The 12,702-nt window shown below is 64.6% G+C and carries 8 protein-coding genes; all 8 read right to left on the bottom strand.

The window, feature by feature from the left end; translation table 11 throughout:
* Positions 1–2: 2 nt before the first annotated feature.
* Genes DXK93_RS09165 through DXK93_RS09130 form a run of 8 tightly spaced genes read right to left on the bottom strand, consistent with a single transcriptional unit; the run spans position 3 to position 12,153 of the window.
* Positions 3–1,907 (bottom strand): Vi polysaccharide transport protein VexE, encoded by a 1,905-nt coding sequence (locus tag DXK93_RS09165; RefSeq protein ID WP_119449879.1) that lies wholly within the window; start codon positions 1,905–1,907, stop codon positions 3–5.
* Positions 1,900–3,075: a sugar ABC transporter gene (locus tag DXK93_RS09160; RefSeq protein ID WP_119449878.1), complete on the bottom strand. Its 1,176-nt coding sequence runs from the start codon at positions 3,073–3,075 to the stop codon at positions 1,900–1,902. The genes DXK93_RS09165 and DXK93_RS09160 overlap by 8 nt, the downstream gene beginning before the upstream one ends.
* Positions 3,053–3,769: an ATPase gene (locus tag DXK93_RS09155; RefSeq protein WP_054455412.1), complete on the bottom strand. Its 717-nt coding sequence runs from the start codon at positions 3,767–3,769 to the stop codon at positions 3,053–3,055. The genes DXK93_RS09160 and DXK93_RS09155 overlap by 23 nt, the downstream gene beginning before the upstream one ends.
* Before the next feature lie 9 nt (positions 3,770–3,778).
* Complete coding sequence (locus DXK93_RS09150) at positions 3,779–5,119, bottom strand: ABC transporter permease (RefSeq protein WP_119449877.1); 1,341 nt, start codon at positions 5,117–5,119, stop codon at positions 3,779–3,781.
* 7 nt (positions 5,120–5,126) lie between these two features.
* A complete protein-coding gene (locus DXK93_RS09145) occupies positions 5,127–6,281 on the bottom strand; it encodes a polysaccharide biosynthesis/export family protein (protein ID WP_054455416.1) in 1,155 nt (384 codons plus the stop codon).
* A gap of 41 nt (positions 6,282–6,322) precedes the next feature.
* Complete coding sequence (locus DXK93_RS09140) at positions 6,323–8,377, bottom strand: glycosyltransferase (RefSeq protein ID WP_119449876.1); 2,055 nt, start codon at positions 8,375–8,377, stop codon at positions 6,323–6,325.
* Entirely contained in the window at positions 8,374–10,854 is a 2,481-nt protein-coding gene (locus DXK93_RS09135; protein WP_119449875.1) for a hypothetical protein, read from the bottom strand. The genes DXK93_RS09140 and DXK93_RS09135 overlap by 4 nt, the downstream gene beginning before the upstream one ends.
* A 39-nt stretch (positions 10,855–10,893) precedes the next feature.
* A complete protein-coding gene (locus DXK93_RS09130) occupies positions 10,894–12,153 on the bottom strand; it encodes a nucleotide sugar dehydrogenase (RefSeq protein ID WP_119449874.1) in 1,260 nt (419 codons plus the stop codon).
* Positions 12,154–12,702: the final 549 nt, after the last annotated feature.

Genomic DNA, 12,702 nt, shown 5'->3' with positions numbered 1-12,702 from the left:
TCCTATTGCTGCGCGGACTTGTCCGCGGCCGTGACGTGGCGCCAGATGCCGCCGCTCAGGCGCAGGTTTTCCGGAGGACCGGCAAGATGCTCCCTGAGCCGTTCGAAATAGGCCTGCTGCCAACGCAGGGAATACGCCTCGGCGTCCTCGCCAGGCTTGGGCGCGGGCAACATCTCCAGCGTATAGGCGACGCGACCGTTCTCCCAGCGCGGTGCGTAGAACACCGAGGGCACGCCCATGCGATGCGCGAGGTGGGCCGCGAAGCCGGAGTACGTCACGTCCTGTCCTTCGAAGGTGGTCCGTGGCGCCGCCGGATTGGCCGCCCCGTCTATCGCCAGGCATAGCACATAGCCCGAAGTCAACGCGCGCATGCAGGCCTTGGCGACCTGCGCCTCGGTCTGGTCGGCAGTGGAGATCAGGGCTGCGGAGTAGCTGCTCTGCGCGATGCTGGGCGCGGTCGCCAGCCAACGCGACGGAATGCCCACCAGTTCCAGCGCCATCAACCCGGCGTACATGGGACCGACGTGCGCGGTGGCGACCACCACGCCCTTGCCCCCCGCCAGCAGCGGCGCAAAGAAGCGCTCGCCGGTATCCAGCTCTCCCAACACCTGCATGGCTTCTTCGACGCTCTCCTCGCGGCATTCGAGCCAGTCGAACAGCAGATGGTCCACCAGGTGGCCCCAGCGCGCTCGGCGCTCCCATTGCGCGCGGTCGATACTGGTGTCGCCGCGCATCGACCAGGCCCAGTCCAGGCGCGCCTGCGGGATCGGGGCGGTGTGCAGCCGTTCCTCCAGCTGCGCCATGGCCTCGTCGAAGGTCGCCGGCAGCCGCTGGCCGCGTTGCGCCACGTACTGTCCAAAGAGCGCCTCGGCCTCCTGCTTGCGCCCCGCCTGCGACAGCGCGCTGATGGCCGCACGCTGCCAAAGCTGCTTTTCGGGCGACTTCTCCAGCAGATGCATCATCTGGTCGGCCGCCGCGTCGTACTGCAGCGTGTAGCGCAGCGCGCGTGCGTAGAAAGCCCGCGTCTGTTCCAGGTCTGGCGCCAGGTCGATGGCCTGCTTCAACGGCGTCAGGGCTTCCTTGTAGCGTCCGGCGCGCAGCAGGGTCTCGCCATGCAACGTCAGCAGCCTGACATCCGCGGGCGCCGCGCTCAGGCCGGCCTCGAAGTGCGCCAGCGCATGCACCTTGCGGTCATTCTCGTTGCCGCGCCGCAGATGCGCCAGGCCCAGGCACGAGCGCAGGACCGCGCAGTCGTGGCCCGCGTCCAGGGCTGCGCCGCCAAAGCGGATCGCCGCCTCCACCCTGCCGTCATCCAGCAAGGCGCGCACCGCCATCGTCGCCACGCGCTCGTTGGGCAGTTCTCGCGGGTCCAAGGCGGCAGCCATGCCGGCCGCCTCGACCGTATCGCCGTTGCGCACGAAAGCCATCAGCCAAGGGTAGGCTTCGCCGGGTTCGTTTTCCGCCAGGTTCCGGGTCGCGCGTGCGACCTCGGCAGCCTCGGCCACACGGCCGGCCTGCACCCGCAACTGGATGCGCGCCGCATGCAGCGCCGCCGCGCCGGGTTCGATGCCGGCGGCGGCGTCCGCCTCGGCGATGGCGCGGTCCCATTGCTCGGTGCGTCCGAACAGGCTGGCGAGCAGGCGGCGCTCGTCGGCGCGCGCGGGATAGACCGCGACCATGATCTCCAGCGCGGCGATCGCGGCGCCTAGCTTGCCTTCCCGCACCAGGGGCGAAACCAGCAAGCGGCGGGCGTCGCGCCAACCGTCCGCGGCCTCGCGCAGCGCCGGCTCCAGCATGGGCATGTCGTTCAGCGGCTCGGCCGCGGAATGAATCTGCTTGATCACGTCACGCAAGCGTGCCGTGGCATCAGTGCCGGCGGGACGATCCGCAATTGCCGTATCAACCATGACGCAATCCCCTCAACAACGCCAACGCCACCCGAGCGATGAACATCAGCACAAAGCCCAGCGCCAGCGCCTGCAGCAGCAGGATTCCGGTACGCGGACTGCTCGGGCGGTCCGTGGGTACTGGCTGCGCGATGATGGACAGGTAGCGTTGCAGCCGCAGCGTGTCCGTCATGGCCTGCTGGTAGGTCTGCTGCGCCAGGGTCAGGTTCGAATCCGCGAACGCCTGGGCGTTGCGCAGCGCTTCATAGGACTTGAGCTGCTTCGCTTCCGTGTTGCCCGCGCCGCTCAGGCGCTGGCGCACGGCCGCGATCCGCTTCTTCAGAGAAGCCACCTGCATCTCGGCGGGCCGCAGCATGAAATGGTCCTTGTTGCCCAACGCGCGGATCTTGTCGAGATTGATCTGCGCGGTGTTGAGCTCCCCTTCGAGCTGGCTGGACAGGTTCAGCAGCATCGTCACCGTGGCGGTGGGATCGATATTGCCGTGCGTGGTCCGCCACGCGGTCAGCGTTTCCCGGGCGGCCAGCGCCTTCTGCTCCGCCAGCTTGACCGCCTCCTCGCTCACTTTCAGCTTGTCGGCGACGCCTTTCTCGTTCATCGAGCTGACGAAGCTCTCGGCCAGCTCGATCAACGCCCGGGACAGCAGCGCGGCATCCTCAGAGGAAAACGCGCTCACGCGCAGCACGTCGATCTGTTCCAGCGCGTTGAAGGAGACCTTTACCGAGGCCTGGTAGGCGCGATAGAGATCGTCCTCGCTTGAGTCCTCTGCAAGATGATTCACAGGGTCCATGCCCGCGCGGATCAGGTACTGGCGCAGGCCGACCTTCTTGTCGAGCTGCTGCATGGCATCGCGCGACTTGAGGAAATCGGCGACCGCCCAGCCATCCACGAAGCCGCCGAGCATGCCGCCCGCGTTGCCCGTGGTCAGCAGGCTGGCCGCAGCCCCCCCGCCGCCTTGCTGCCCGGAGGCCGACTGCACGAAAAAGCGCGATTCCGCCTCGTAGCGGGGCGTGGCGAAGAGCAGCAGATACGCCAGGGCGCACGCGACCGGCGCCAGCACGATGAGCGTGTTGATCCAGCGGTGACGGCGCCGCTCTCGCAGCGCCGATTGCCGCTCGCGGCGGCGGCGTTCGATTTCGGACCTGCCCTCAGAGGCCGATTCCGCCCTCATCGAAGCCGCCTCCGAGGACGTCGTCGCCTGTGCCGGATTCGCTCCTTGATCGTCGCGGGGGGAACCTGCGGATGCACTGGTCGAGGTCGTCTTCGATGCTGAGTGCGCTTCGTTCATAAATCAAACCCTTGAAGCAATAGTCCGCCAACTGATTCTGGCGGTAACTGGAAAGAATGAGTGTCCGGCCGACCAGGCGCTCTTCGAACAGAGCCAGCCACAGGCGGGTGAAACGGCAAGGCTCGAAAGGGATGGCCCCTTCGATCACGTAGACATCGAACGCCGGCGCCAGCGCCAGCGCGAAGGAAAACTCCTGCCGCGCGTAGAGCGGCCAATGCTCCATGGGCTTGGCCAGGGTCCTGGGATCGCTGACCAGGTCCGCGACCAGTTCATGCGTGGCATCCGCGTCGATCTCGTACATTTCGCTGACGAAGTCGATCATGCTCAGGCCGTTGGCCTTGCCGCGGATGAATCCCTGGCGCCCTATCGCCCAGGACACGTTGCCATCGTGCTTGACGAAGCCCTGGCGCGGCGGCCGCAGGCCGCACAGCACATCGACGATCTGGCGATGCAATTCCGGCGCGGGCGACAGCAGCGCATAGCGCCCGACCGGAATATCGAGATCGACATTGGAAAGCAGCGCTTGCCTGCTTCCGAATGCATAGGGCTCGTCAGTGACGCCATTGAAATGGATCATCCACTTCCCTCACATCGGCTGGACGTTGGGACGGGCCAGCCGCTCGGCCGCCAACGCAAGCACCATCAAGAAAACCAACGAGGTCAGGAAGTATCCCAAGCTCGCATCGTGCGAGGCGTAAGCCTCGAAATACGCGGAGCGCAGCAGCTGCATGCCGTGCGCCAAAGGCAGCCACAGCATCCAGGGCCGCAGGTTCTCTGGCAACTGTTCCGAAACAAAGAACACGGCCGCGAAGATCTGCAGAAACCGTTCGATGATCGGCGCGAGCCTGAGAAAGAAATGCCAGTAGGTCGCGATCGATCCGAACAACACGCCCAGCGCAGCCCCGAAGCATCCCATCAATACGACGAAAAGCAGAAAACCGGACCAGCTTTTCGGCAGCGTCACGAGTTCCAGCGCATGGCCCGCGCTGATCAGTACCAGGAACACCACCAGATATACCGACACATAGATGAACGCCTGCACCAGCGCGCACATCAAGGGAGTAACGCCCTGGAAGTTCAGCAAACCGCGGGCAGATACGTAGGCCGTGCTGCTCCGGAAGGCGATCTGCCGGAACATGATCCAGGTCGTCGCGCCCAGCAGCGAGAACGTCTGCACGTCCATGCCCATGATGTAGTGCGTGCCCATCAGGATGTACAGCGACGAAATCAGCGTCAACAGCACGACCGGGCCCACCAGCGCCCATACCAGGGCGATCCGGCTCTCGCCATGCATCACGCGCAGCTGGTAGATGAACATCGCCAGCAGCGTGCGGCCGACCGGCCGGACCTTCACGGAATGGCTCGGATCATGTCCTTCATGCAGGTCCTGCAAGCGGGCCCGCAATATCGCGAGATCGCCGGCCTCGTCCTGCGGCACTTCGACTTCCAGCGCAATGTCGTTGCGCGAGGCGTGGCGGCGCGCTTCGCGCGCCTCGTCCTGCTTGCGGCGATCCACGCGGCGCGCATGCGCCGCGGCCAGCCGCTCGTCTTCCGCCACCAGCTTGGCTGGCATGTAGCCGGGCGCGAACACTTCGACGCCGTCGCGGATATCCATTTCCAGCAGGCGCACGATGACGCGCAGGCGCCGGCGCGAAAAATCCGCCAGCGTCTCATCGACGTTGCTGCGCGCGATCTCCGCGTCCAGCTCCGCCTGCACCGCCTCGTACACCGCCCGCCGGGCAGCCACGGAGTCGTGCGGCTCGCCCTGCAGGCGCGCGACCAGGGGCTTGAGCAGTACGGCCGGCGTGGCCTTTGCTTCAAACAATGCCGCCGGATCCAGGCGCCATGCCGCGACGCCGGCTCCTACTGCGTAGCTACTGTCCTTACGGCGCGAACGCCAGCCCTTGATCCTGTCCTCGTTACTCATCGACACGCTATTGGCTTATGCCGGACGAGCCGCCCGAGTCGCTGTCAATGGCGCGCGTGGCGCTGAAGCCGGCGCTCATCGTGACGCGGAACGCGGACAACACCTTCTGCACCTGCGTGAACGGCGCATCCGAGATATAGATGGCCTGGCCTTCCTGCACGGTGAATTCGCGCGCCAGCGCCACTTGCTCCGGACGCGTTAGATCGAACTGATAGACCACCGGCAGCAGATCCGGCTTGCCCTCGGCGCCGGCCTTCGCAGGCGTGAACAGGAACACGGAACGCGGGTCCGCCAGCTTGTCGTCCAGGCCGCGGGAATCCGCCAGCGCATCCAGCACGCTGTAGTTGCGCTTGCTGATGGCCACGCGCCCCTGGGTGCCGGCCGCGCCCAGCACGGTCAGGTACTCCTTCGAGTCATAGGCGGTGATGACATCGCCCGCGCGCAGCAGGATGTCGTTGTTCTGGTTGCGGTAGATATCCGACAGCCGCACCGACGCCACCTGGTTGTCGCGGCGCAGGCTGATGACGAGCTGTTCGGGGTTCGTCTGCACCGGCGCGGCCTGGGCCAGCGCGCTGCTCAGGCGCTGCGAGGTCTGGGTGATGGGATACATGCCGGGCTTGGTCAGGTTGCCCTGCACCGTCACCATCTGGCCGCGCGCGTCCGCGGCGCGCGTCACGCTCACGTCGGCGCCGACAACCAGCCTGGCCAGACGAGCGACGACGGCATCATGCAGCTGCGCCAGGGTCATGTTGGCGGCGTGGAACTTGCCGAGGATGGGAAACGTCACGTTCCCTGCCGGGTCGATCTCCTGGTTGCCCAGGTCGCTCACGCCGGAGGGGTCCGCCGCGAACACGCCCAGCCCGCCGCGCTCCCAAACCTTCACATTGATGCCGTCGCCGGGAACCAGGCGGTCGAATCCGGCCTGCGTGAGATCGCGGTAGCGCACGGGAAAATCGGCCACATCGGGCACCCGGCTGGCCTGCACCAGTTCGCGCGAGACGGGCATCACGATGACGTCCTTGTCATCGTGCGCGCCCGTCATTTCGCTCAGCATCGGGCCGGAACGGGGCAGCTGGCACCCCGCGAGAGTCAGCGTGGCAAGAACCACCATGGTCAGGGCTGCCTTGCGTCGCAGCCCTGAACCCGGGACGTACATATGCATAAGATCCTTTCGTTTCCGCAGCTTGATCGGTTGGACGCCAATCAGGCTTGCATCAGGCGCATGGGTTCGATATCCATGCGTTCGTCGTTCTCGGACACCACGGGCATGCACAGGCCCATGAACTTGGTCAGCATGGCGTCAAGCGAGAACAGCTTCTGCGCGCGGTGACGGCTGTGCTGCCTGAGCTGCTCGTTGCTGCGCACCTGGTCGACCATGGATGCGACTTTCTCGCAGGCCTCGTGCAGATCCGGGTGATCCACGCAACTGAGCAGATGGCCGGTCTCGTTCTCCACAAAGCACTCGCCAGCGCCGCCAGCGGGAGTCGAGATCACCGGCACTCCCACCAACTGGGCTTCGATCAGCACGTTGGGCAAGCCTTCGTAGCGCGACAGCAGGACGCTGGCATCCATTTGCGAATACCAATAGCCCACGTGGTTGGAAAGACCGACCAGCAAGAGCCTGTCCGTCACGCTCAGCTCTTCGGCCAGGGCCTCGATGTTCTCGCGCAGCCGTCCGTCTCCAACGATGACGAAGCGCGCCTGCGGCCTGTCCTTCAGGTACATCGCCGCCAGCTTGATCCACAGCTGCGGCCGCTTGTCCGGCTCCAGGCGGAACACGCCGCCTATCGTCTCGGTGGCGTCGTTCGTGCTTTCCTGAAAGGCCTTCCACTTTTCCTCATCCACGGCCGAAGCGTCCGTCGACAGATCGGGCACGCCGTTGTAAAGGATGTGAAAGCGCGTGATCGGGATGCCCAGCCATTCCGAGTAGGCTTCCGCGGCCTTGCAGCTGTTGCTGACGAAAACCACCCCCGGTACCTGGGCCAGGGCCTGGTACAGCTCGGGATATTCTTCGCGGAAGCGGTCCTTGCGGATGTTCGGCGGCAGTCCGCGGAAGACCAGGTGTATGGTCGGGGCGCCAGCCAAAAGCGCCGCCAGCGCGCCGAACAGGCAGGTTCCGTCCTGCCACAGGCTCACCACGTCGAACGGGTTCTCGCGCAGCACAGGCGTAAGCCGGGTCACACCGTAGTGCACCGGAGGCGGCAACTGCTCCAGCAGACGGCTCAGGCTGCCCTCGGGCATGGATTGATGGGACACCGACACGGCCGGCAGCTTGTTGATCTCCGTGACCGGAATCTGCGCCTTCACCAGCACCGGCAGGAAGAAATCCAGCCCCTGCTTCTTGGTGGAACCCGCGGGCTCGGTGTGCTGCTTGACCATGACTTCGACTTTCTTCGGCATCATGATCACGTCTGCCGGCCGGCGCTCGGGCGACTCCGCCAGGCGGGTCAGTTCGCCCGCAAGCCGCGTCAGCTGGCGCTCGGCGCCGCCGGGGCCAAGACTGCCCGTGACCAGCGCCACCGACACCGGCTTCTCCGCCGACTGCTCGACGATCTTGCGGTCGCGGAAGTGCAGGATCGCATGCTTCATGGACACGATCCTGACATCCTTGCCCACCAGCCCCTCTTCCGACTCGAAGCGTTGGTAGAAGGCGTAGTCGCTGGCCAGGTCGTTGGCCAGCTCCGCCGCCTTGCTGCCGGGCGTCAGGTGCTTCATGACGGGCGCGATCGCGTCGAACGCGTCGGCCAGCAGTCCGCGCTTGCGCAGGCGCTTGGCGAACTCGACGCGCATGTTGCGGTCGGTGTTCTCGGAAATCAGCCGGCGAAAGAGTTCGTCGGACTGCTCGTGCGCGCGGATGTCGCTAAGCAGCTTGGCCCGCGCGAACAGGCGGTTGGGATTCTGCGTCGAGGGCGGCAGATGATGGTCGACCAGGGCCAGGGCCTCATCGATCTTGCGTTCCTTCACCAAGCGCGTCGCGCAGTAGCGGACGATCAGGAAATCGTCCGGGCACTCCTGCAACAGCGTGGCCCACTGCTCGGCCATGCCTTCGTTCAGGCCCGCCGCCTCCTTCAGCCTGAGCAGCAGGAAGCGGACCTTGGAGTCTGCCATGTGGTCGCGCGCCAGTTCCTGGGCGCGGGACAGGTTTTCCTGGGCGACTTGAACCCGCACCGACGCCGTGACGATCTCTTCCAACCGGGCTTGCACCGCTTGCAGATCGGATGCAGCCTCCGCTCGCTCGGTAGTCAATGGGGGATTCATGCTGCCTTCCTCCGGTTGATCTTCTCGATCCACACGAGGCAGCGTTCGATGTAGTGATCGAACTGCGCCGGATTTTCGGAACGTTCCTGCAACTTGCGCCAGTACGGCAGGGCCTGTTCGAAGCGATGCAGTCGCATGGCGCCCACGGCGGCCAGGCGCAGGCCGATGGGGTCTTCCGGAACCAGCTTCAGGATGCGCTCGCCCAACGCCAGGCGTTCGGTCGTGCTGGCCGAATCCAGCGCACGCGCTTCGGCGTACAGCACGGCGATGATGCGCCGCTTTTCATGGTCGACTTCCGACATGCCGGGCCACGACTGCGCAACACGCTCCAGCAGGTTCCAGGCTGCCTGGTGATCGCCGGAGGAAAGGATCTCGCGCGCGCCTCGGATGGCGCGGGGTCCCAGCCTGCCTAGCTGGCGCTGCGCTTCGTCCTTGGCGCCCTGGTCCGCGCCGGCATGGTCGAGCACGGTCTTGTAGGCGTCGATGGCCTCGCCATACCAGCCGCCGTGGAAGGCTACCCGCGCAAAATGCAGCTGGGTGCTGAACGAGGCGGAATCGCCGGCGGCAGCTTGCTCGAGGTGCCGCATGGCGGTCTTCTTGTCGCCTAGCGCGTCGGCCGCGCGGCCGCGCATGGCATGCAGTTCCGGGAAATCGATCTGGCTGTCCAGCGCGATGTCGGTAAGGTCGATGACTTCCTTGTGATTGCCCGCCACCAGCGCGGCCCGCACGCCCAGGCGCATCGCACGCTCGAAGGCGCGCTGGGCGCGCACGCCGGCCAACGCATCGGGAGTCAGCAGGCGATGCGCGCAGATGCGCTCCGCGGCATCGCGCAGGCGTCCTTCTTCCAGCGCGCGGTTACCTTCCTCGGCCCAGGCCTGCGACTGCGAATTCAGCCAGGCAACGATATCCTCCTGCTCGCTGCTTGCCAGCTTGCACGAGACCGCCAGCGTGGCGGCGGCCATGATGCTGCCGCGCCACGAGGCTTCCTTGACCAGCTCCAACGCGTCGACATCATTGAGCACGGGCGACTCGGATGCCAGGTTGCGCAGTCCGGCGCGATCGCCGGCCAGCAGCCGGTCGCGCCACAGCATGGCGAAACCGCGGCCATACGCGGGCATGGCCGCACGGACCTCGTGGACCCAGCGTATGGCGGATTCCATGTCGCCGCTGGCCTGCAGCAGCGCGAGCACGGTGTCGGCGGCTTCCACCGCGATCGCGTCTTCCGGAGAAGAGATGCGGAACAACTGCTTCCAGTTGCCCAGGGTCTCGTCCACATATCCCAATTGGCCCGCGGAAATCGCCGCGATGCGCACGATTTCGGGGGTTTCGATCTCATCGCCCAGCAAGCCTGCAGCCAGCGAGTACGCCACGTCATGGCGTCCCAGCTTGAACTGGTTGCGCATCAGGATCTGCTCAGCCTTGCTGCCGGACGCCACCGCGCCGTCGGCGCTGCCCAGAAGCGCCAGCGAACCTTCGTAGTCGCCCAGCTCTTCCTGGATGCGCGCAAACAACAGCGTGTGGTCGGGCAAGCCGGGATGGCGGCGCAGCACCTCGCGCACGCGGCGCGAGGCTTCGCGCAGTTCGCCCGAATCCCAGAGCTTCTCGATGCGGTCGGCGCTTTCATCGGCGGAGAGCTTGGGCGCGGAGGGCTGCGTCGTCGACGCATCCAGGCGCGGACGCATGAAGGTCTTGAACCACTCTGCGCACAGGCGTTCGGCGAAAGCCGGCGTGTAGTGGGTCAGGTCCAGTCCGCCATTTTCCATGGCCTCGGCCTGGCCGATCTTGTTCATCAGCGGCGTCGGGTCGTAGCAAGGCACGCCGATGCGCTGCGCGCTGGCGAGCACCGCGGCGATCAGTTGCTGGCGTTGCTCGATGGGCGCGTTGTCCGGCGTCATGGCATTGACGTGCGTGACGAACACCACTTTGTCGCGGCCCAGCAGGTCGACCAGCTGGTTCATTTCCTGCTCGATCTCCTCATCCGTCTGGTCACGCTTGACGATGCGGGCGAGCAGGTTGCGGTCGTCCGGCGTAAGCGCCTTGAAGACCGGGTCCTGGTCCAGCAGCGCGCGGCGCTCGGCCAGGCGGTCGGCGTGGGCCATGGACCAGAACATCCGGGTGCGCGTGCGGTCGGCGAAGAACTCGCTGAAGTAGCGCACCAGGTAGTTGGACTGTATCGGGTAGCCGTCTATGGTCAGCAGCTTGCGCGAAGACAGTTCGACCACGTAGAGGTCAGCCGGCTTGTGGGCGCCTTTGCGCGCCTGCTCGCCATTCGAAGGCCGGAAGATCACGCGCTGGACGTCGGCAGGGATGTCGCCCTGGCCGAACATGAATCGCGCCTGCTGCAGCGCCTCGGCGCTGGTGTGCACGAAACCGTAGTTGCGCCCGAGTTGCAGCTTGATCGGGTAGCGGCCCACGGCATCGCGCAGCGGCGTATGGATGCGGCAGGTTCCAATCGGAGCGGTGGTAAAAGCAGCCATTCGGAGGCTCTCCTCTAGTGATCGATAGTGAGCCTGAACTTAAAGAGTCCAGTACAGGAGGTCGGACTGAAGCCGTTTGCTGTCGAGCACGGACTTCAGGTCGCACACCATGCCGTCGCTCTTGACCAGCGTCGGCAGGTCGTCCCAAAAGGTGTTCATGGTTTCACGGTGCGGCACCGCCAGGATCAGCACATCCATGTCGCGGAACTGGTCGCGCTCGACGAGCTTGATGCCGTACTCGTGCTCCATCTGTTCCCGATCGGCCATCGGGTCGCACGCGACCGGGGTGATGCCGTAGGCGCCCAGGGCGTTGTAAAGATCGACCACCTTGGAGTTGCGGATGTCGGGCACGTTTTCCTTGAACGTCATGCCCAGGATGCCGACGCGGGTCGTGGCATTGAGGCGGCCGTTGCGGGCCAGGGTCTGGACCACCCGCGAAGCGACGTGGCTGGCCATGCCGTCATTGATGCGACGGCCCGACAGGATGACCTCGGGGTGATAGCCAAGCTCCTGCGCCTTGGACGTCAGGTAGTACGGATCGACGCCGATGCAGTGACCGCCCACGAGACCAGGCGAAAACTTCAGGAAGTTCCACTTGGTGCCGGCGGCTGCCAGCACTTCCGAGGTGCGGATGCCGACCAGATCGCAGATCTTCGACATTTCGTTCATCAGCGCGATGTTGATGTCGCGCTGCGTGTTCTCCAGCACCTTCGCCGCCTCGGCGACCTTGATGGAAGAGGCGCGGTGCACGCCGGCATCGATGATCTTCTCGTACACGCCAGCAATGACTTCCAGCGACTCCTCGTCCTGGCCGGACACGATCTTGACGATCTTCTCCAGCGGATGCTCGCGGTCGCCCGGATTGATCCGCTCGGGGCTGTAGCCCAGCTTGAAATCGACGCCGCAACGCAGGCCGGACACCTTCTCCAGCTCCGGTCCGCAGATTTCCTCGGTGGCGCCGGGATGGACGGTGGATTCAAAAACCACGATGCAGCCTGGGCGCAGCACGGGGCCGATCGAGCGGCAGGCGCGCACCAGCAGCGAAAAATCGGGGTTGTTCTTTTCGTCGACGGGGGTCGGTACGGCCACGACGAAGAAATCGCAGCCTTCCAGTTCCGAGATCTGGTCGGTGAACTGCATCGGGGAGGCAAGCAACACGTCGCGTTCGATCTCGCCGGTCCAGTCATCACCCTCTTTCAGCCGTGCGATTCTCCGCTTGTCCACGTCAAAGCCGATGACATCAAAGCGCTTGGAAAATGCGACGGCTACGGGCAGGCCGACATATCCAAGGCCACACACTGCGATTCTCTTTACCACGGGGGACCTCACTGTTTTCGTCGTGTCGAAGACACTAGAAATTGACACCCGGGGGCACGAAATCGATGCAGAATCGAATATGTTTGCCCCGGTTCGGGCGGGCGTATTGCTTAAGAATATTTACAGCTCGATACTTGATTAGGCGTACCAAGCGGCGAGCCAACGAATCGTATAGGTGGCAAACAGCAAAATTCTTTCTAAATATTTTTATTGCTGTGCAAGTAAGTCGGATTTGTCGCAATAAACCCCGGGAAATCCCTCAAACAATTACATTCATTACATAAACCGCAACATGGCCGGCCAACGAGATTGTTAGCAAATATATAAAAGGGTTTTTGTTGGTCCGGTTTAACCAAAATGAAAAAACATAATGGCGGCGCGGGGTTATTTATTAATAGCTCGGCGCAATGTCATATTCAAAAACAGCCTGGCTACAGTCATTATTCAGAAATAACAAAGCCTGACTCCCGCTCCCCGGACAAGTAAGTATTCGCACACGCGCCGCCCCAAAAAGCAAAAAGCCCACCGGGC

The sequence above is a fragment of the Achromobacter sp. K91 genome (assembly GCF_003576205.1).
In the GTDB taxonomy this organism is placed as follows: domain Bacteria; phylum Pseudomonadota; class Gammaproteobacteria; order Burkholderiales; family Burkholderiaceae_B; genus Achromobacter; species Achromobacter aegrifaciens.
The sequence above is the reverse complement of the archived record's forward strand: the minus strand, read 5'-3'. Positions and strand labels throughout refer to the sequence as shown.

Bases quoted from the DNA above. Each gene is read 5' to 3' on its own strand.
- DXK93_RS09165 (WP_119449879.1), bottom strand. From the start codon at position 1,907: ATGGTTGATACGGCAATTGCGGATCGTCCCGCCGGCACTGATGCCACG.
- DXK93_RS09160 (WP_119449878.1), bottom strand. From the start codon at position 3,075: ATGAGGGCGGAATCGGCCTCTGAGGGCAGGTCCGAAATCGAACGCCGC.
- DXK93_RS09155 (WP_054455412.1), bottom strand. From the start codon at position 3,769: ATGATCCATTTCAATGGCGTCACTGACGAGCCCTATGCATTCGGAAGC.
- DXK93_RS09150 (WP_119449877.1), bottom strand. From the start codon at position 5,119: ATGAGTAACGAGGACAGGATCAAGGGCTGGCGTTCGCGCCGTAAGGAC.
- DXK93_RS09145 (WP_054455416.1), bottom strand. From the start codon at position 6,281: ATGCATATGTACGTCCCGGGTTCAGGGCTGCGACGCAAGGCAGCCCTG.
- DXK93_RS09140 (WP_119449876.1), bottom strand. From the start codon at position 8,377: ATGAATCCCCCATTGACTACCGAGCGAGCGGAGGCTGCATCCGATCTG.
- DXK93_RS09135 (WP_119449875.1), bottom strand. From the start codon at position 10,854: ATGGCTGCTTTTACCACCGCTCCGATTGGAACCTGCCGCATCCATACG.